This window comes from Aquamicrobium sp. YD-1-mutant5, from assembly GCF_059509755.1.
This window is the reverse complement of record NZ_JCAKKP010000016.1, coordinates 43,187-64,059: the sequence shown is the minus strand read 5'-3', so window position 1 is coordinate 64,059 and position 20,873 is coordinate 43,187. Positions and strand designations below refer to the sequence as shown.

Below are 20,873 nucleotides of genomic sequence, written 5' to 3'. Positions count from 1 at the left end.
ATCTAAGGAACCAATCTATGAGTACACAAGAACTTCTTGAATTTGACGATGTCGGCGATGCGCTGCGCGAAGGCCGGCCGCTTCGTCCGGCGCGGGTTTATCGCTTCCTCCTCGCTGAGGGCGATCTCAATTTTCAGCACCGTCAGGTGACCGATCCCTTGCCGCTCGGACGTCAGTTGCTCGAAGCTGCCGCCCTCGACCCTCGGCAGGGTTACAGTCTTTTTGCGATTTTGCCCTCGGGCGATTTCGAGGACGTGCGCTTGAACGAGCCCTTCGATCTGCGCGAACGCGGAGCTGAACGTTTCATTGCTTTTGAGACGGACCGCGACTTCAAGCTGATCCTCAATGACGACGAACTGCGCTGGGGCAAGCCCGTTATCAGCGGCGCGGTCCTCTATGGCCTGGCCAAGCCGGGTGATAACGAGGCGGTCTTCCTCGAAGTTCAAGGCGGTGAAGATCGTCTGATCGAACACAACGAACTGCTCGATCTGACCGGCGCCGGCATCGAGCGTTTCATCACCGCTCCGAAGCCGCCAATTACCTTTGAGATCATCGTCAACTCGCGCCTCCGCACGGTGGACGAGCGGACGGTGACGTTCGAGCAGATCGTCCAGCTCGCCTTTCCGGGCCAGCACCCGCCGAACGTCGTCTTCTCGATGACCTACCGGCATGCGGCATCTGCGCCGCATGCCGGAGAACTCGGGGCCGGCGGCTCTGTCGATGTCAAGAAGAAGGGGACCGTGTTCAATGTCACGCGCACTGTTCAATCGTAATCCTGACCTCAAGCGCCTGATGGACGAAGGCTACTTCGTCCAGCAGCGGGGCGGCTATCTCGTCATGCGCGAGATTCCTTATGTCGATGAACGCCGGCAAGTGCGCACCGGCACCTTGATCTCCAGCCTTACGCTGGCCGGAGATCAGACGCGCACGCCTGACACACATGTCGTCCACTGGGACGGTGATTTCCCATGCCACGCCAATGGCGCACGAATTCAGGGGATTTCGCACGCCAACGGCGCCTTCGACCTTGGTCACGGCTTGAAGGCGACGCACAGCTTCTCCAGCAAGCCGGAAGGTGGCTATACGGACTACCACCACAAGATGACGAGCTACGCGAACATAATCGCGGGCCCGGCGGCTGTGCTGAAGCCCGGCGTGACAGCTCACACTTTCCGTGAGCCCGAGCAGGAGGAAGAGAGTGTCTTCAACTACGTCGAAACAGCCTCCGACCGCGTGGGTATCGGCATGCTGACAGAGCGGCTCGTCAATGAAAAGATCGCCATCATCGGGCTCGGCGGCACCGGCGGCTATGTTCTCGATCTCGTCGCAAAGACGCCGGTTCGGGAAATCCATCTGTTCGATAGCGACGAGTTCCTGACCCATAACGCGTTCCGCGCACCGGGTGCTCCGAGCCTGGAGGAACTGCGGGAAGCACCCAAGAAGGTCGAATACTTGAAGCGCATCTACAGCCGGATGCACCGCAACGTCGCGGCGCACGACGCCGCGCTGAGCGCCGACAATCTCCACGTTCTCGACGGCGTCACCTTTGCATTCCTCTCTCTCGATGCTGGAGAGGCGAAACGGTTGATCGTGGAGAAGCTCGAGGCGATCGGAGCCGCGTTCATCGATGTCGGGATGGGGCTTGAGCTCGATGATGGGTCGCTCGGCGGCATCCTGCGGGTCACCGCCAGCACGCCGGAAAAGCGAGATCACGCGCGGCAGCGCATCTCCTTCGTTGGCGGCGGCGCCAAGGATATCTACGCATCCAACATCCAGGTCGCCGATCTCAACGCCTTGAATGCCGTTCTCGCGGTCGTGAAATGGAAGAAGATTCGCGGGTTCTATCGCGACCTCGAGCGCGAGCATCACTGCACCTACACCACCGACGGCAACATGCTGATCAACGGAGACTTTGCGTGATGCGGCACCAGCGACTCGACCATCGTTTCATCGAACACATCCCTGAGCGCCTGGAGCCAGGCGTGCTCTATGTTTCGATCGAATATGCGACATCGGCCCATAGCTGCTGCTGCGGCTGCGGCGAGGAGGTCGTCACGCCTTTCACGCCGACGGACTGGAAGATGACGTTCGACGGCGAGACAGTCTCGCTTCGACCGTCGATCGGTAATTGGACGCTGAAGTGCCGGTCGCACTATGTGATCGACCGGGGCAAGGTGATCGAAGCCGGTCCTTGGAGTGAGGAGCAGGTCGAAGCCGAGCGACGTCGCGATCGCGCGGCCAAGGCCCGCTTCTATGGGCAGCCGCCAAAGGTCGCGCCTGCCGTTCAGCCCGCTCCGGTGAAAGTACAGCACAGTCTCTGGCAGCGCCTCTGGGCATGGATCTCGGGACGCCCTGCAAAATAAACTTGTGAGTTACATTTCCGCGCAAGCATTTCGCGCGGAAGTGTACTTTCGAAACATCACTAATACCTCATAGAAAAGATGCAGCGCACTCAACTTCGAGAGAGTCGTGCGTCCGTAAGCACGTAGGTCGTGAACCACGCCTCGGCGAGGATCAGCCCAGTAAGGAAAGCAGTATGACCAACTCGAGCCGGTCAACACTCGTCGTTCATGGTCGCCTCGCTATGCGCGAAGCCCGCCTCGCTGCGGCCCGCGGCGCCTGCCACGGCCTTCAGATTATGTCCTTTGAGCAAGCTGCGGTGCGGCTTGCCGGGGGATTCGCGCGGCCGATCGATGAGGAAAGCCTGCGCACGGCGATCCAAGCAGTTCTCCCCAGTACGCCAATGGGGGAGTTGGAAAGCATCAAGATGCTGCCGGGCATGATCGGGGCAGCGGCGGACACACTGCACAAGGCTTGGCGCGCCGGCATCGATCTGGCCGCTCGGGCGAGTGATCATCCGCGGCTGTCAGCAATCTCCCGGCTGGAAACCGCAGTCCTGGCGCAACTGCCTGCCGGAATGATGCGCCCGGTCGACATCGTCGCGGCAGCACGTAGCCGCATCGCCCATGCACCCGCGATTTTCGGGAAGATCGAGATTGTCGGATTGACAGAGCTTTCTCCATGTTGGCGTCCGCTGATCAAGCAACTGGCCGAGCGCCTTCCGGTTCAGTGGACGGCCGGTCCCCGGTCGGTCCCGAGCTGGCTAACCGAGAGCGGCGTCGCCGTTGTGCGGGGCAAGGCTGAAGCGCCGGCGGTTCGGTCTGTCAGCGGCGCGACCGCGTATCACGAAGCCATAGAGGCCATGCGCTGGGCTCGCACCTTGCTTGGCTCTGGCATCTCACCGTCTGAAATCGCAATCGCCACGGCTTCGCCGGCGGATTATGACGATCATTTCCTAGCGCTGCGCGCCGACGCCAATTTCGATCTGCATTTCGTCCATGGTATGCGGGCGGTCGCGACACGAGAAGGCCAGGCGGCTGCCGCACTTGCCGACATCGTTGTGCGCGGGCTCTCACAATCCCGTCTGCGCCGCCTTGCCACGCTGTGCCGAGAATCGGCACCGTTGACGATGCTTCCCGACGGTTGGCTGCGCGTTCTGCCGAACGATGCACCCTTGTCGACATCTGCCGCCTGGAACCGACTGCTCTTGCGCCTCAAGCCAGCAGACTGGCCCGATGCTAAGGATCACGCACCAACGCTGCGCAAGGCGATTGACATATTGGCAAAAGGACCCGCCGCTGCTCAGGAGATAGGCAATGCCTTCCTTAAAGGTCGGTCATTGGCCATCTGGCGCAAGGCGCTGCTCGCCGGGCCTGCCGAATCTGTCGATGTCACGCTCGAGGCGCTAAAGCAGGATGACGGGCTTGAGGCTTGCGTGTCGGTTGTCTGGATGCCAGCAAGCGCGCTCGCGGCCTCACCCCGGCGCTTCGTTCGGCTGATCGGTCTCAACTCCTCTCGTTGGCCGCGCGGGATTGCCGAGGACCGGCTGATTCCCGACCACATCATTCCGACCGCCGAGCTCGACCCGCTTCCGGTCAGCCTCGCAGATCGCAGGGATTTTGAAACAATTATCGCGACTACGTCGGGCGAGGTCGTCCTCTCTCGCGCCCGTCGCGACAGCGACGGTCGTCTGCTCGGGCGCAGTCCGTTGTTTGCTGCCCATGGCGACGAAACGTACCTGCGTCGCAACGCCATTCCCGAGCACGCATTTAGCGAAACCGATCGATTAATGGCGCGACCGCAAGAGTTCGCAGCGGTTGCCCAAGCGATCGCTGCCCGCAGTTGCTGGCGCGACTGGCGCTCGCCTGACATCACGTCCCATGACGGCCTCGTGCGACCTGATCATCCGCTCATTCTCACGATCCTTGCGCGAACGCAGTCGGCCAGTTCGCTGAAGACGCTGCTGCGCGGCCCAATTGGTTTCCTCTGGCGCTACGCCTTCGGCTGGCGCGCACCGCAGAGCAGCGCCGAGCCTCTTGTGCTCGATGCCCTCGCAGCAGGCGATCTGATCCACCTGGTATTGGATCGCGCTTTGCGGACCCTCGAAGCGGCCGGCGGTCTGTCCTCCGCAGATGCGTCCGCGATCGAGAGAGCCGTGGCGGAGGCTGCGGATGCGGCCGCAATTGATTGGGAAAGTGAACGCCCGGTTCCTCCTAAAGTTATCTGGGAGCGAACACTCAGCGACGTGCGCCTTCTGGCGGCGCGGGCCCTCTCTTACGGCGACGAACATCTACCAGCAAGCCGCTCCTATAGCGAAGTTCCCTTCGGAGGGGCCGAGCCGAAGTCGACGGCGGTGCTTCCCTGGAATGCGAGCTTGCCTGTCCTTATCCCGAATACGGGCTTTCAGATCGCGGGCTATATCGATCGGCTCGACATTGCCGGCGACGGAAGCCGGGCGCTCGTTCGCGATTACAAGACTGGCAAGCCTCCTAAAGGCGAAATTCGACTGAATGGCGGGCGTGAGCTGCAACGCTGCCTCTACGCCTTCGCCGTGAAGGCGTTGTTGGGCGACCAGGTCGCGATTAGCGCGTCGTTACTTTATCCGCGCGAACCGCTCGAAGTTCGGCTGGATGATCCGGAAGCCATGCTGGCTGAGATCACGCAGTTCCTGCGGGCTGCGCGTAGCGCGCTTGCAAGTGGCGCCGCATTGCCGGGTCCGGACACGGGCGGTGACTACGACGACCTCGCATTCGCCCTGCCGGCCAATGCCAACGCAACATACTGCAAACGCAAGCAACCCGCCGCGAGCGAGCGGCTTGGCGAAGTCGCTCAGGTGTGGGAGGCGGAATGATGACCATCATGCAAAGAATCCTCAAGGATGACAGTGCCCGGCGCGATGCCATCAGCGGCCACGAGCGTTCCATCCTCGTCGAGGCAGGAGCAGGTTCTGGCAAGACAGCGGTTATGGCCGGCCGCATCGCTGTGATGTTGGCACAGGGTGTTGCACCTCGCGCGATTGCCGCCGTCACCTTCACTGAGCTCGCGGCGAGCGAGCTCCTTTCCCGTGTTCGGGAGTTCGTCAGCGATCTTGCGGTGGGCCACATTGCACCCGAACTTCGGGTGGGGCTTCCAAGCGGTCTGTCGCAGATGCAGCGTGACAATCTCATCGCAGCGAGCGCCGCGATCGACGAGATCACCTGTTCGACAATCCATGGGTTCTGTCAGCGTTTGATCAAGCCCTATCCGGCAGAGGCTGATATCGATCCGGGTGCCACGGTCATGGACCGCAACCAGGCCGACCTCACCTTTCTTGAAATAGTGGATGGCTGGCTTCGAGAGAGGTTGTCCGGCGACCATGATGGCATCCTCGCCGAAATGGTTCTGCACAGCCCTGGCGAGACCGTGGCCCTGATGCACAGGGTCGCCGAAGCGCTGCGCCGGCGCAGGAGCCTCGTCGCTCCGGCGGTGATACCGCTTGCGGACCATTTGGAAGCGTTTCGGCAGGCGGCTGATGATCTCTCCGCCTTCATGCAGACCGCCAGCGTCCGTGAGCCGGAGACGGAGGTCTATGCGGCACGCTTTTCCGAAATGGCTGCGCGCTTGCCCGCCGTGTTGAACGCGGAAACGCCTGCCGGCTTAGTCGGGCTGCTGGTCTCGCGCCCACATCCCGACTTGTGCACCAAGGCTGGCGACTTCTCCTCCTATCGCAAGAAGGGCAAATGGGCGGCGGCGGCAAAACAGGCGGGGCTTTCCAAAGCCGACGCCGACCGGTTGAACGATGCCGCAGAAGACTTCTTTGACGCCTGCTGCGCTGCGTGGACCGCCCTCCTTCAGTCGGCGTCTGGCCAGGTGCTCGCAGCGCTGATCGATGAAGCACGGCTGATGTTGGACCGGTATCGAGAGCACAAGCGCGCTAGCGCCCAGCTCGATTTCGACGACCTGATCTACGCCGCACGGGATCTGCTGCGTGACCATGAGGCCGTGCGACGGGCGCTCGGGCAACGGTACGCGAAGGTCCTCGTCGACGAGTTCCAGGATACCGATCCGCTTCAGGCGGAAATCTTCTGGCGGCTCTGCGGTGACCCGGCGGAGGATCCACGAGATTGGGTCAGCTTTCGAATCCGGCCTGGGGCGCTCTTCCTCGTCGGAGATCCCAAACAGGCGATCTACCGTTTCCGCGGCGCCGACGTCGGCGCCTATGTCCAGGCGCGGACGGCCTTTTCGGTGCAGGATGCGGACGGTCTTGTGTCGATCTCGACCAATTTCCGGTCCTGCGCCTCGATCCTCACATTCGTCAACGAGCGCTTCGAGGCGATCCTGTCAGCGGACGGACAGCCCGGCTTCACCGCACTCGATCCCTTCCATGACGACCGCGGCGGCGTCTGTGTTGCCGCGCTCGACATCGCCGTCGCCGACGAGAATGGCAAAGCCAGCGCCGAACAGCAACGCGATGCCGAAGCCGACGCTGTGGCTGAGCTGTGTGCTCGCTTAATCGGTAGCCATCCCGTTCTGGATCGGAAAGCCGGCGCGGAACGCCCCTGTCAACCGGGTGACATCGCTCTTCTCGCGCCGACCGGCGCGGATTTGTGGCGTTATGAGGAAGCCCTTGAACGGCGCGGCATTCCGGTGGCAACGCAAGCCGGCAAGGGCCTTTTCCGCCGGCAGGAGGTGCAGGATCTTATCGCACTGACCCGTGCGCTGGCCGATCGCCGTGACACTCTGGCGCTGGGGGCGCTGCTGCGCGGCCCGCTGGTCGGGCTCAGCGAAGAAGAGTTCCTGGACGTGGTCTGGGCTCTCCCCCGGTCCGAGGAGGAACCTGACCGAATCCCCCGCCTCGACCTTGGCGTCGACCCGGCGGCAATCAGTCATCCGCTAGCGCGCGACGTCATTGAAAAGCTGCAGGCACTCCAGCGGCGCGGCAACAGCACCACGCCGCACCAACTGCTGTCGCAAGCCGTGGATGTCCTGCGCTTGCGTCCCATTCTGCTCGATCGACATCGGGGTCAGGCCGAGCGGGCGCTCGCCAATGTGGACCTATATCTCAGCCTCTCGAGCAGTTATGCGGTGCGCGGCCTACGCGCCTTCTCCGAGGCGATGACGGCGGCCTGGACTGACGAGGCCCGGGCGGTCGAGGGTCGACCCGACGCGCAAGAGGAAGCCGTCGCGCTGTTCACCATGCATGCTGCCAAAGGTCTCGAATGGCCGGTCGTTATCCCCATCAACACTATGACCGGCGTAATGGCACCTGACAGCGCGGTGATTGACCGGCAGAACGACACTTTCTACTGCCCTGTTCTCGGTGTCCCTCCCTCTGGCTATGACACAGCGCGGCAAGCCGAGAAGGCGGAATTGGACCGAGAACGTGTCCGTCTCTGGTATGTCGCTGCGACCCGTGCCCGTGAGCTGCTGATCCTGCCACGCCTGGACGTAGCCCCTTCGAAGTCTGCCTGGATTGGTCTTGTAGATCTGTCACTCGCGGACCTCGCCGCGCTGGACGTATCGCATTTACCACCAGATCCAGTCGTGGTAGCTCACGGCCACAGCAACAGTCAGACGCGTGAGAGCTTCGCCGCTGAGGCCAGCGCAATCACGGATCAGCAGATCCTACTGAAATGGCTTGCTCCGAGCCGTGACGAGAATGCAGCCGGAACGGTCTTGCAGGAAGAGCAAGCCGATATCTGGACCGGTTCGGATGATAATACACCGCCGGAGCTCGTAGCTTCCTCCACCGTGCAGGGTGGCCGTGAGCGCGGGCTCGTCCTTCACAAGCTCATGGAAGAAGTCCTGAACGGCGAAACCGGCGACTCGCACGCGGCGCTCTCTGCGCGAGCCGGGGAGCTCGTCCGTGCGCTTGGCGTAGTTCCGGTCGCCGACCCAACTGCCGGGCTCTCCCCCGAGGAGCTGGCTGGTTGCGTTGGACGGACTTTAAGGCTGCCCGAAATCGCAGCCCTCCGGCCGGCGCTGTCTGCCGAGTTCCCCGTTTACGCGCTTCGCGAGAAAGACGCTGAGCTGGTCGCAACGGCGGGCATAGCCGATGCGCTGACGGTTGGTCCAGGGGAGACGCCAGCTGTGGTCATCGATTGGAAGAGCGATGTAAATGCCGATCCCAAAACGCTTGACCATTATCGGGCGCAGGTCCGTGCGTATCTCGAAATGACGGGAGCAGAACAGGGGCTGATCGTCCTGATGACGAGTGCGACGGTGATCGCGGTCAGGCCAAATGTTCCCTCCCCTCCATCCTGATTGCGGGGGGCCCTTCACAACGTGCCGACTTTTCATCAGGCCAGTTCAAAACCGTGACCACTTCCGCGGCAGGAACGAGCCGTCTGTTCCACTCAGCGCCCTAGACGGAATTTGTATGTCCTATCTTGCTTGGATTGATTTCGACCCCGAGGAGCGGCGACGCGCACAAACGCTGATCGATCTCTTCAAACAACCTGAAGCTCGCGACGAATTAGGTTTGGGAACAGTGCGCGATGGTCTTGCCGATCTCCTTTTTCCAGGCACCAGCACAATCCAGACGCGGCTACGCTATATGCTTTTTATTCCTTGGATCTACCTTGAGGCGCAAAGTCGCAAGGCGACACAAGCGGAGCGGACGAATATTGCTCGGGACCTGGAATTCCGGTTGAGCGAAGCTCTGCTTCGGGGCGAGGAAACGATCGGCGTGATCGGCCGAGATGCCGGCCGAAACCTCAAGCGGCTCGCCTCAAGCGTCTATTGGGCAGGTCTCAACACCCTTGGCATACGCACCCTGGCAGGGTCCCAAGCGACTTTCCTCTCCTATGGTCCCGAAAGCCTGAAGGATCACGATCTGAAACTATGGGCGCCAAGCCTACCTAAAGCGCCCGGCAATCTGTTTGATTCGGCAACGTTTGCGCTGACACTAGAAGAAGCGGATTTCCTGCGAGATCGCATTGCCGGCAATGCAAAGCCAACACTGCTGAATGAACTGGCGCGCACGGGTGAGACTTATTCTCAGGCTTGGCCGTGGCAGGTGGACGAAGGCAGCATCTCGAAATCCAATCGTGCGATGTTGCGTCACGCCGAAAGATTCTCGGGCGTGATGTATGGCGCCAGTCTGTTTTACAATCTTCTGCTGGCGCTCCGCGCCGCTGCGCGACCGAATGCCAAAAAGCATGCAGATGCTCCAGCCCTGGTGGAGCATTACCGGTCGCGACTTGAAGCCTGGAGGGCAGAGCTCAGGCATCTGAGCTTGAATGAGTGGGATCTCGACGATCTTTTTAGCCTTATTGGCAAGACCAGCCACAATTTGACGAAGTCGTCTCGTGATTTTATCCGCAGCTGGGCATCCATGGCGCGGGATGGCTCGGTCCAATTGGAGACAGACAGTGCAGCGATCGAGCTTCTAAAGCACCGAGAACACGGCCTGAAGCGGTTAAAGGCCCGCCTGCTGCACGATGCGCCACTAGAGAGATGGTCAGGTGCTTCTGGCGACGCCCGTCTCGATTTCAGATGGGGTATTTCAAGAAGCTACCTCGGGGAGCTCGCCGATGCCGGCTGAACCCGTGTTCAACCCTGAAAATCGCGAACTTTACACGTCTCTGGTGCGCGCGCCCGATCAATATCGGTTCGACAATGCCGCAGCGACAACCTACTCGCTTGACTTCGAGACGGCGCTCACCATTCCAATCGCCATCGTTTTTCGAGACGCCGAGAACCGTGACGAGATGTTGCGGAGCCCGCTGGCCCTGCTGCAAAGCGTCGAACGGATGGCCGGCAGAATGGCCATCTACTGTGATCGGGGCCGCATCAAGGAGGCGCGCCCGAATGCAGCACGGCTGATGGCGCTTTACGAGAAGACGATAATCGAGGTTTCGGCGCCGGAGGGCGGTGCATTCCATCCGAAGCTGTGGTGCATCCGTTTCCAACCGGAACAAGAGGGACAGCCCACGCGCATGCGGCTCGCCATTTTGTCACGGAACCTCACGAATGATCGATCCTGGGACCTGGCTCTTTGCCTCGACGGGAAGGTTGGCGACAATATCAACGATGCGAACGAGCCTGTCGTGCAGCTTCTTCGCGCGCTTCCGGGATTGGCGAATTCGGCAAATCGCCCGCCGGCACCCAAATTTCTTCCGTCGCTCGCGCGCGATCTCGAGCACTGCTTCTGGGATGATCTCCCCGCTGGCGCCACCAAAGTCACCTTCGCAGTGAATGGTTTGAAACCTGGCGCCTGGTCTCCGCAAAAGGGCGAGCGCCTCGCCGTTCTCTCACCTTTCGTAAGCAGTGCCGCGCTCGCGCACCTGGCCAAAGACTACGAGGAGCCGACAGCCTGTCAACTCGTGGCACGGGCCGAGGAACTGGATTGCATCAAGCCTGAGATTCGCGAGCTTTTTGACATACGGACCCTCGATGACCGAGCGACTCGTTACGAGGAAGAAGATCGTGACGAGATAGATTCTGCCGATCTTGAGGGCCTTCATGCCAAGGCCTACGTGGTGGAGCGGGGATCACGTCTTCATGTCCATCTTGGCTCCGCCAACGCAACGAGCGCTGCGCTGATCCCCGGCCGCGGCGGTCGTACCCAAAACGTAGAAATCATGGCAACCTTGGACGGCCCCAAAAGCCGCATGGGTTCAATTGCCGAAACGCTTTTCTCGGACGAATTTCAACGACTTCTGACGCCCTATGTGCCATCTGAGCCGCCCGGGCAGGATGCCGCTGCAGCCGCTGAGAAAGTGCTCGAAATTTTGCGCACCAGGATCGCGGCGCTGCCGCTCGACCTACACTGTACCCAACTTCCCGACGCCATTGGGCTCGAACTGGTGCTATCCGGCAAGACTTCGCCGATCGAGATACCGGCGGGAGTGAGATGTTTCGTTCGCCCCATTACGGTTGCGAATGAACGGGGATATGACGCGGCGCCTTTGCTCTGCGGCACGGCGCCGAGAATGGCTGTAAGCAGCGTCTCTTTGAGCGACGTTACACGCTGGCTTGTAATGAGGCTCCGCGATGAGGGTACAGGCGTAGAGGTTGCGTTCACTTTGGGCGCCCGTCTCATCGGTCTGCCCGATGGCCGGGATGCTGCCGTCCTGCGAGCACATATTGCCAATGTCGAGAACTTCTTCCGCTATCTGAGCTTGCTTCTCGGGAGTTTGGGTGAAGGCAGCTTCCTCGAAAGCGAAACTGCCGGTGAGGGCCAATGGCTTCGAAGGCTCGGTCAAGGTGGCAACGCGTTGCTGGAGCCGATGGTGCGAGCCCTCACCCTCGGTGGTGGTGAGCTCGCCGAGATCGATCACCTCATCAAGCGCCTAGATGACGGTGGCAAAAGCATAGTCCCCGAGGATTTTCTTCAGTTGTGGGCCAGCTTCGCGCCGCTCGTAGCCATCAAAGGAGCCCGAAAATGACTTATCAAGCAGAAGAGCATCTAAAGCTCCTCAAACCTTTTCAGCGGGCCACAGTCAATTACGTGTTTCGGCGTCTATTCACCGATGCGCAGACCACGGCGCAGTTTCTCGTTGCCGACGAGGTGGGCCTTGGAAAGACCATGGTGGCGCGGGGAGTCATTGCTAAAGCAATCCAAGAGTTGACCGGCAAGGTCGACCGTATCGACGTCGTCTACATATGCTCCAACCAGGCGATTGCCGAGCAGAACATCAAGTCGCTCAACGTTATTGGCTCGGCGACAAAACCTCTCAATACCCGCCTTACTTTGCTACCGCTCGAAATCGAGCAGGAGGGCGGGATTGCCTCACAGCCCGTGAACCTTATCAGCCTCACCCCAGGAACAGCACTCGATCTGAAGTCATCATTAGGTACCGCAAAAGAACGAGTCCTGATTTACGAGATGCTGAGAAAGAGGCTCGGCATCAGACACGGCGGCGTGCAGCGCGTCTTCCGCGGAGGCGTGGAGGCAGAAAACTGGCCTGGCTGGACTGACTGGATACGCACGCAGAAAATTTCCGAGGAGATCTCGAAGAATTTCAACGCGGCTGTTGGAGATGAATTCATCCAGCGGATTCGCGCAGCCGCGGAGTTGGCGAGGAGTAAGAAAAATCCAAACTATCCCGTCGATCAGCGGCCAGCTTCCATCATAGGGGAATTGCGGCGGATCCTGGCACGTATCTGTGTCGATGCGTTGACCCCCGATTTGATCATTCTTGACGAATTTCAGCGGTTCGCCGACCTGTTGCACGAACACGATGCACAGTTGGCTCCAGAAAAGGCAGCCGCGGCGGAGCTCGCGCGGGCGCTCTTTTCCTACTCTGGCGGCGACGGCTCGAAAGCTCGGTTGCTGCTCCTGTCAGCAACACCATACCGCATGCTGACCTTGAATAGCGACGATCCAGAAGATGGCGATCACTACAGTGATTTCCTGCGAACCATGCGCTTCCTCTTTGGCGCAGAAGATGGCGATGCGCGGATCAAGGAGCTGGAGCACGAGCTGACTCGTTTTCGCCGGGCATTGCAGGCAATGCCGGAGACAAGATTTGATGCCCGCGTCACGCGTGATCGCGTTCAACACATTTTGAGTGAGGTCATTGCCCGAACCGAGCGCGTTGATTCCAGCGATGATCGCAATGCGCTGGTCAGGGAGAGCAAGCCGCAGCTGACGATCGAAACAGAGGATCTTAAGGAGGCGAAGGTGATTGCTCAGGTAGCAGCGCTCGTCGGTGCGCCGGGCGTAGTGGAGTATTGGAAGTCGGCGCCGTACCTTCTCAATTTCATGCGTGACTACAAGCTCCGGCAGAAACTACAGACGGTGAAGCTCCGGCCATCTAAAGAACTTCGCCACGCAATCAAGGCTGCCGCTCCGTTCCTCATCAGCAAGGAGCAGGTCGAGGGCTATGGGGAGATTCCGCTTCGTAACGCACGAATGCGGGTTATGGCGGATACGACCTTCCAGCATCAGCTTGATCGCGCGTTGTGGATTCCGCCGTCTCGGCCAACATTCGGCGAGCAGATCCCGGCAACCAAGTCGCTCATATTTTCGGATTGGTCGATGGTGCCTGACGCGGTCGCCGCCCTTCTTTCGCATGAAGCAAGTCGGCGCATGGGAATGACGGCCGACCTCGTCAGCCGCACCAGCCGTCCCATTGGCATCGAGGAGATGATGCCAATGCTCTGCCCTTCCCCTACCCTGGCGGCGTGGATCGACCCCTTGGCATTGGAGCGCCGGTATGGACATGCGCCAAGCTATGATGAGCTGCATCTCCAAGTGGTCGAAGTGTTAACCGAGCGTATCGACGCAAAGCATCTAACACGTCTGACCGAGAGATCCGATCGGCTTCTGCCGCTCACACTTGAGGAAAAATTGGGGAGCGGCGTGGACTGGGGAAGGCTCGGTGCGATCGAGCATGAAGGTCATGATGAACACGGGGCAATGGCGCGCACCATCGAGATAATAGGAAACGCACTCGAAGGCGAAGATCATCTCGACGATGCAGACGTCAAGGATACCTACGACAAGCTCGCAGAATTTGCCCTCGGGTCCCCTGCAACCTGCGCACTTCGCGCGCTGGGCCGTCTATGCCCAGAGCTACCTCTGAACGATCCTGCCCTTGTCGGGGCAGCGATGGCGATCGCGCTCGGATTTCGGAGCCTGTATAATCAGCCGGAAACCAGGGCGTTGTTGGGAGAAACATCGCCCCTGAACTACTGGCGCCAGGTCAATGCGCATGCCGCGAGACACGATCTGACCGCTGTTTTGGACGAATACCTCCAGCTCGTGGTCGACGCTGAGCATGCTGCCGAACTGGACGCGCGACAACGCGCGGCTCTCATCGCCAACAAGGTCGTAGAAGTCGTCGCATTGAGGCCAGCTCAAATAACGCTGGATCACTGGACGGCAGGGCGCTCGCGCTTGCACGATAAGACCTTCGAGGTGCGGGCGCGTTTTGCGATGCGATTTGCGACAAAAGCGGAGGACGAAAAGGGGGTTCGCCGTACGACGCTCGTGCAAGCCGCCTTCAAGTCGCCTTTTCGTCCATTTGTACTGGCGACAACCTCGATTGGCCAGGAAGGTTTGGACTTCCATCCCTATTGTGCACGTATCGTGCACTGGAATCTGCCCCGAAATCCGGTTGACATAGAACAGCGCGAAGGGCGGGTTCATCGCTTCAAGAACCACGCTGTCCGGCGCAATATCGCTGCCAAGCTTGGTGATTTTGCGCTCCGTGGCGATGATTGTATCGCACCATGGGAAAGCATGTTCGAGGCCGCTCGGCAGCAGGAGATCTCACAGAGCCGCCCTGGTGACATCGTGCCTTACTGGCTATACCCCGGTGACGAAAAAATCGAGCGCGTAGTTCTTATCCCCCCGTTCAGCAGAGAAGTTGAGCGCTACGGAAATTTAAAGAAATCTTTGGCGACCTATCGATTGGCATTCGGTCAGCCACGACAGGAAGAGTTGGTTCAGCTATTTACGAGATTTGAATCTGAGGTTGTCGCGGAGCTGGCTGATCTGCAAATATCACTCAGGCCAAAAACTGATTTGAATATCGACAGCAAGCTGCACGATGCGCAGCAAGGGCAGCAGTAAGAATTTTGGGGCAGGAGGGTAGTTTTCGGATGGTGCAGGATAATCTTTCGGGCACATCGATATACAAGCATAAACAGGAGTCAGTGCAGCGCCCCGATGTCGGCGTTGAAGCGCAGTTTTCGAGTAAGAAAGCGCCCAGGACCTACCGCTACGATTCCAGCCTTGCGCCCGAACTCTCATGGGATGAAAACGCTGATCGTGCCTTCGCTGAATGGCTTTTGACGCTGGTTGCCGATGCCGCCGAGAAGGGCGAGGCCGCCGTCTTTGCTGAACCGCAGGTCTGGCAGGGCACCGAGGAACGGTTCACGTCCCTTTCGCAATGCGCGGCGCGGCTGCGCAGCCTGACCAAACCGTTCCTCAACTGGACCGGCAAGGCCGAACGGCAGCAGGTGACGGTGCCAACGCTGCCGCTATTCGTGCATGAGCGTCATTCGACGCAGGCCATTCTCGAAACCCTCAAATCGCACAAGGCGCTCGGCACCAATCTTGACCTGTTCGGCGATATCGACCTCGACGTGGCCGACAAGCTCGACGCCTACGAGCACAAAGGGCCGTGGACCAACCGCCTCGTCCTCGGCGATTCCTTGCAGGTCATGAACTCCCTGCTTGAATATGAGGGCATGGGCGGCCAGGTTCAGATGATCTATTTCGACCCGCCTTATGGCGTGAAGTACGGTTCGAATTTCCAGCCGTTCGTGCGCCAACGGGACGTGAAGCATGGACCGGACAATCAAATGATCCGTGAACCCGAGATGGTAAAGGCTTATCGGGACACGTGGGAGCTGGGTCTTCACTCTTACCTTACATACTTACGCGACCGGCTGACGCTAACGCGCGAGTTGCTGACAGAAGCCGGCTCTGTCTTTGTCCAGATTTCCGACGACAACCTGCATCATGTGCGCGAAGTATTGGATGAGGTCTTTGGAGCGGCTAATTTTTGCTCCATTATCGCATTCAATAAAACAAGCGGATTTAGCCCCAAACTTCTTTCAAATGTTGCTGACTATCTCCTTTGGTATGCGAAAGACATCAAGAGCGTAAAGTATCAGCAGATATACCTGCAAAAAGAATTGGGCGAAGAAGGCGCAACGCAATACACCTACGTTGAGTCTTTGGATGGCTCAGTTTTTCGTTCTATGACCGCCGAGGAACAGGCAGACCCAAGCAAAATTTCTGGCGACTTTCGCATCCTTACGCATGGCGACATGTCGGCACAGGGGACGTCCGGCAATACCGAACCATTTGATTTCAATGGCAAGATTTTTCGGGTGCCCGCAAACTGCCATTGGAAAACTACTCCGAATGGCATGCGGAAGCTCGCAGAAAATAATCGCCTTTTGGCGATGGGCAATTCATTGCGGTACAAACGGTATCTATCAGACTTCCCTTTGTTTCCTGTGTCAAACGTCTGGACGGATACCGGGACTAGCGGCTTCGCAGCAAAAAAACTTTATACGGTGCAGACAAATCCTTCGGTCGTGCAACGCTGCATGTTGATGACGACCGAGCCAGGCGATCTCGTGCTAGACATCACCTGCGGTTCCGGCACGACTGCCGTTGTAGCTGAACAGTGGGGCCGTCGGTGGATCACGGTTGACACCTCTCGGGTGCCGATTGCCCTTGCACGACAACGGCTGCTGACCAGCACCTACCCTTGGTATAGGCTCAAAGAGCCAGCCACAGGCCCGTTAGGTGGCTTTGTCTACGAGCGAAAGCGCAACAACAAGGGAGAGGAAACTGGGGGTCTCGTGCCCCGGATCACGTTGAAATCTATCGCCAATGATGAAGATCCGAAATGCGAAACTATTCCCGATCGCGCGGAAACAAACGACAAGATCACCCGTGTCTGCGGTCCGTTTACAGTGGAGGCGACCATCCAAGCCGCGATGAGCTTGGAAGAAGATGCACCGCATCAGGCCATGCAGCCGCAATCGAGTAGCCCCCGTTCCTACCTGGACCGCATGATCGAAGTCCTGCGCCAGAGCAAAACGTTACGTCTGCCGGGGAATGTGACGCTGGAGCTGGAGGCTGTTAGCCCGCTTTCCGACCGCGAGTATCTTCACGCCGAAGGCGTGGCGCGGGATGGAACCGAAAAGCGGATCGCCTTCGTCTTCGGACCAGAAGACGGCGCGATCGGCTCCGAGTATGTCTTCAACGCACATACCGAGGCTTTGCAGCAGGGCTTCCAGCAGCTTTTCCTGTTCGGCTTCGCGATCCAGGCCAAGGCGCGGGAAATGCTCGACAAGCTGAAAATTCCGACGGTCTACGTGTCTGTAACGCCGGACGTGGTCATGTCCGACCTGCTCAAAACCAGCAAGGCCAGCGAGATTTTCTCCATCACCGGCCTGCCAGACGTGGAGCTGCAAGCCGCCGGAAAACGCGATGACGGGACGCCGCTGCGCCGCGTCGTCATCAAAGGGCTCGACATCTTCCGGCCGGATACGATGGAGACGGACGAGATCAAGGCCGAAAACCTGCCGTGCTGGATGCTCGACACCAATTACAATGGCATGGCGTTTCTTGCGTCCCAGGTGTTTTTCCCGAAGACCAGTGCGTGGGACAATTTACAGAAGTCGCTCAAGGGCCAGTTCGCCGACACTGTTTGGGAACATCTGGCGGGAACGGTCAGCGAGCCGTTCGTTCTCGGCGACAAGAAACGGATCGCGGTCAAGGCCATCGACGAGCGCGGCAATGAGCTGATGGTCGTCAAAAGCGCGGAGGAAGCCCGCTGATGCCCGCCGCGCAGGAGAAGCAACAACCGCCGCTGACCGTCGCGGAGGTCGATTCCCCGATCATCAATTCGCCGTTCCGCGAGCCGGAATACCATTGGCAGATTGAACGCGGGAAGCCGCCAGTCAAGGCAGAAGGACGACGGCGCGCCAGCTATTTCTACCGCGTGCCGGAACACGCCGGGCGCGGACGGAAGAATAAGAAGCAGGCCGAGCTTTTCGAGAGCGAGAAGGGCGAGGAAATCGAGCTCGAGATCGTCAACCTCATCCGCGATCGGGTGAAGGAATGGCGTTCAGGCAGTCGGTCCGGCGGTATCGCCTATGACGGCGCGTCGCCCGTCACCAAGGAATTGCTGGAGCTATGGCGCAGCAGCGACCGGATGCAGCGGCTGTTCTTCGCGCAGATTGAGGCCGTCGAGACGATCATCTTCCTCATCGAGGCCAACGACGTTTACCACAAGGGCTTGCCGGAGATTCCAAAGGACGAACCCGGCCTGGAGGCGAAGGCCGCCGGCGTTCGCGCCTTCATCCGCTACGCCTGCAAGATGGCGACCGGCTCCGGGAAGACCACCGTCATGGGCATGCTGACGGCCTGGTCGATTCTCAACCGCACTGCCTCGCCCCGCGACGATCGGTTTTCCGACACCATCCTGATCGTCTGCCCCAACGTCACGATCCGCGAGCGTTTGCAGGAGCTGGACCCTGCGCTCGGCGACCTGAGCCTCTATCGCACGCGCCAGCTTGTGCCGCCGCACCGCATGGAGGAATTGCGGCGCGGCGAGGTCATGATCGCGAACTGGCACCGCCTTGCGAAGAAGGAAACCAACACCGTCAACGGCGATTCCGCAAAGGTCGTGAAGACCGGAGAGCCTGTGGAAGTCGTGAAAAACGCAGGCAAGGAAAACGAATCCGTCGAAATCAAATACTTTGAATCCGACGCGGCCTGGTTCAAGCGCATCCGGCGCGAGCTGGGCAGCGGAAAAGGACGCAGCCCGCACTGGCTGATCTTCAACGACGAGGCGCATCACGCCTATCGGCGCGGCGACGCCGGAGCCGAGGATCAGGCTCTTGAGGAAGACAAGGACCTTGCGAAGAAGAATGAGCGCGAGGCGACAATCTGGATCGAGGGGCTAGACCGCATAAACCGCCTTGCCGGCGGCAGCCGCAGGCGGGGGATCAATCTCTGCGTCGATCTGTCAGCTACGCCCTTTTATATCCAGGGTTCCGGCAATGAGGTCGGTAAGCCGTTCCCGTGGATCGTTTCCGACTTCGGCCTTCTCGATGCCATCGAGTCCGGCCTTGTCAAAATCCCGCAATTGCCCGCCCGTGACGTGACCGGGGCCGAGGAAGCTGCCTATTTCAATATCTGGCGATGGGTGCAGGCTAAAGCCAAGGAAGACGGCTACGGCACCAATCTCACACCTGAGCTGGTCATGAATTATGCCAGCGCGCCGATCAATCTACTGGCGGCCGAGTGGCATGAGCGCTTTCTTGAATGGGAGCAGTTCTCGAAGCAGCAGCACAAACATCCCGTGCCGCCTGTCTTCATTGTCGTCTGCCGCGACACGGCCGTCGCCAAGGAAGTCCATTCCTGGCTTGCGAACGGCAATGACGGCTACGGCGTTTCCCCGCCCTGGTTTCGGAATTCACCCGGCCAGGAGGTCACGGTCCGCATCGACTCAAAGGTCATCGAGGACATCGAGGAAGGCGGCAGCAAGGACGAGACCCGCCGCTTGCGCTACATCCTCGATACGGTCGGCAAGGCCGAATGGCCGGGCGGCAAGGTGCCGGAAGAATGGTCGGAGCTGGTCCGCAAACACAACGACAAGGTCGCCAGCGACGACAATGACGGCTCCCTGAAATGGATCGACGAGCGCATCCCGCCGGGCCGGGATGTGCGCTGCATCGTGTCGGTCGCAATGCTGGCCGAGGGCTGGGACGCCAACACCGTCACACATATTGTCGGCCTGCGACCGTTCGGATCGCAGTTGCTCTGCGAACAGGTTGTCGGCCGGGCGCTGCGCCGCAAGAGCTATGCCCTGAACGAGGAAACGCAGATGTTCGCCGAGGAGACCGCCAAGGTCTTCGGCGTGCCGTTCGAGTTGATCCCGTTCAAGGTTGCGCCTGCCGGACCGACTCCCCCGCAGCCGGAACCCAATCATATCTATTCGGTGCCCGAGAAGGCCGAGTTCGAGATCACCTTTCCGGTCGTGACCGGCTACCACCAGTCCGGGCAGTTTGAGGTTTTCATCGATTGGGACCAGGTCGCCAAGGTCACGATCGATCCGATGAGGATTCCGCAGATCGTCGAGCTGACCCCGCTGACGACGCCGGACGGCACTCTCGCGGCCTACGGTCCGGGCGAAAAGCCGGTCCTGTCGCTCAAGGACTGGCGCGCGATGTTCCGCGACCAGCAGGTCGCCTTCCGGCTCGCGCGCGAAATCTGCCTGCGCTGGCAGGCCGATAACGGCGCGGCGGCGGTGCCGACACAGCATCTCTTTCCAAAGGTCGCTTTCGCTGCAAAGCGCTTCCTGGCCGAGAAGCTGGATCGGAAAGGCGGCAGCCAGCCCTGCGACGTTCTGCTGGTCGGCGAATATATGCAGGCAGCGATCGGCTCCCTGCTTGAGGCGATCAAGAAGGGTTCATCAACCGCCGACGCAGAGGTCGCTGTCGTCCCGCAGGGTGCAGCCGGGCGTGGCAGCACCCTCTATGTCGATTTCCATACGACGAAGCCCATCTATCCCGTGACACACTGCCATCTGAATGCGATGGTCGCCGACACGCAGCGATGGGAGCAAAGCGCCGCCTTCCTTCTCGATAGTCATCCCGGCGTGAAAAGGTGGGTCAAGAATGACCGGCTTGGCTTTTTCATTCCCTATCGGAATCGTGGAATTCCGGCCAAATATGTGCCGGACTTCATCGTCGTCACCGACACGGATCAGAATGTCGTCATCGAGATCAAAGGGCAGATGACGGACGGCGCGGACGCAAAGGCGAAAGCGGCACAGCGCTGGACTGATGCCGTCAACCGACTGGGGCAATATGGCCAATGGCATTACCTCCTTGCGACCGATCCCGGTCGTCTTGGTCTCATGCTCAACGACTTCACCGAAGCCTCCTGGGATGAGGGGCCATTCGCGCTGACATAGCTCCTGGCGGTCGGGTTCCTGTTCTCTCGTGTGGCAGCGGAGCCCGATCGCCTGCCCATCACGGTCCCGGCGTGCGGCCTAGCACACCGCGACGCTGCCAGCTGCGCGGCCTTGCATTCTGTTCTCACGACCATCGAACCGGCTAACGGA

The 20,873-nt window shown here is 60.0% G+C and carries 10 protein-coding genes; all 10 read left to right on the top strand.

Going from position 1 to position 20,873, the window contains the following annotated elements; genetic code table 11:
- The first annotated feature begins 17 nt into the window (after window positions 1-17).
- Window positions 18-773 (top strand): multiubiquitin domain-containing protein, encoded by a 756-nt coding sequence (locus AC5XE7_RS17555; protein WP_272809195.1) that lies wholly within the window; start codon window positions 18-20, stop codon window positions 771-773.
- A complete protein-coding gene (locus AC5XE7_RS17550) occupies window positions 748-1,920 on the top strand; it encodes a ThiF family adenylyltransferase (protein ID WP_272809194.1) in 1,173 nt (390 codons plus the stop codon). The genes AC5XE7_RS17555 and AC5XE7_RS17550 overlap by 26 nt, the downstream gene beginning before the upstream one ends.
- A complete protein-coding gene (locus AC5XE7_RS17545) occupies window positions 1,920-2,363 on the top strand; it encodes a ubiquitination-like system serine protease family protein (RefSeq protein ID WP_003501438.1) in 444 nt (147 codons plus the stop codon). Before AC5XE7_RS17550 ends, AC5XE7_RS17545 begins: the two co-directional genes overlap by 1 nt.
- 173 nt (window positions 2,364-2,536) lie before the next feature.
- Window positions 2,537-5,191, top strand: a complete 2,655-nt coding sequence (locus tag AC5XE7_RS17540; protein ID WP_272809193.1) for a PD-(D/E)XK nuclease family protein — start codon at window positions 2,537-2,539, stop codon at window positions 5,189-5,191.
- Entirely contained in the window at window positions 5,191-8,583 is a 3,393-nt protein-coding gene (locus AC5XE7_RS17535; protein ID WP_272809237.1) for a UvrD-helicase domain-containing protein, read from the top strand. The genes AC5XE7_RS17540 and AC5XE7_RS17535 overlap by 1 nt, the downstream gene beginning before the upstream one ends.
- A 115-nt stretch (window positions 8,584-8,698) precedes the next feature.
- Entirely contained in the window at window positions 8,699-9,865 is a 1,167-nt protein-coding gene (locus AC5XE7_RS17530; RefSeq protein ID WP_272809192.1) for a DUF6361 family protein, read from the top strand.
- On the top strand, window positions 9,855-11,711 hold the full coding sequence (locus AC5XE7_RS17525) for a phospholipase D family protein (RefSeq protein ID WP_272809191.1): 1,857 nt from the start codon (window positions 9,855-9,857) through the stop codon (window positions 11,709-11,711). Before AC5XE7_RS17530 ends, AC5XE7_RS17525 begins: the two co-directional genes overlap by 11 nt.
- The gene (locus tag AC5XE7_RS17520) at window positions 11,708-14,845 is read left to right on the top strand and encodes a C-terminal helicase domain-containing protein (RefSeq protein ID WP_272809190.1); all 3,138 of its coding nucleotides are present in this window, start codon (window positions 11,708-11,710) and stop codon (window positions 14,843-14,845) included. Before AC5XE7_RS17525 ends, AC5XE7_RS17520 begins: the two co-directional genes overlap by 4 nt.
- Before the next feature lie 29 nt (window positions 14,846-14,874).
- Window positions 14,875-17,577, top strand: a complete 2,703-nt coding sequence (locus AC5XE7_RS17515) for a site-specific DNA-methyltransferase (RefSeq protein ID WP_272809189.1) — start codon at window positions 14,875-14,877, stop codon at window positions 17,575-17,577.
- Window positions 17,577-20,723 carry a BPTD_3080 family restriction endonuclease gene (locus tag AC5XE7_RS17510; RefSeq protein ID WP_272809188.1) on the top strand — a complete coding sequence of 1,049 codons (3,147 nt, stop codon included), beginning with the start codon at window positions 17,577-17,579 and terminating at the stop codon, window positions 20,721-20,723. The genes AC5XE7_RS17515 and AC5XE7_RS17510 overlap by 1 nt, the downstream gene beginning before the upstream one ends.
- Window positions 20,724-20,873: the final 150 nt, after the last annotated feature.

Excerpts from the sequence above, each read along its gene's own strand:
- AC5XE7_RS17530 (WP_272809192.1), top strand. The coding sequence starts at position 8,699 with ATGTCCTATCTTGCTTGGATTGATTTCGACCCCGAGGAGCGGCGACGC.
- AC5XE7_RS17525 (WP_272809191.1), top strand. The coding sequence starts at position 9,855 with ATGCCGGCTGAACCCGTGTTCAACCCTGAAAATCGCGAACTTTACACG.
- AC5XE7_RS17520 (WP_272809190.1), top strand. The coding sequence starts at position 11,708 with ATGACTTATCAAGCAGAAGAGCATCTAAAGCTCCTCAAACCTTTTCAG.
- AC5XE7_RS17555 (WP_272809195.1), top strand. The coding sequence starts at position 18 with ATGAGTACACAAGAACTTCTTGAATTTGACGATGTCGGCGATGCGCTG.
- AC5XE7_RS17515 (WP_272809189.1), top strand. The coding sequence starts at position 14,875 with ATGGTGCAGGATAATCTTTCGGGCACATCGATATACAAGCATAAACAG.
- AC5XE7_RS17510 (WP_272809188.1), top strand. The coding sequence starts at position 17,577 with ATGCCCGCCGCGCAGGAGAAGCAACAACCGCCGCTGACCGTCGCGGAG.
- AC5XE7_RS17535 (WP_272809237.1), top strand. The coding sequence starts at position 5,191 with ATGACCATCATGCAAAGAATCCTCAAGGATGACAGTGCCCGGCGCGAT.
- AC5XE7_RS17540 (WP_272809193.1), top strand. The coding sequence starts at position 2,537 with ATGACCAACTCGAGCCGGTCAACACTCGTCGTTCATGGTCGCCTCGCT.
- AC5XE7_RS17545 (WP_003501438.1), top strand. The coding sequence starts at position 1,920 with ATGCGGCACCAGCGACTCGACCATCGTTTCATCGAACACATCCCTGAG.
- AC5XE7_RS17550 (WP_272809194.1), top strand. The coding sequence starts at position 748 with ATGTCACGCGCACTGTTCAATCGTAATCCTGACCTCAAGCGCCTGATG.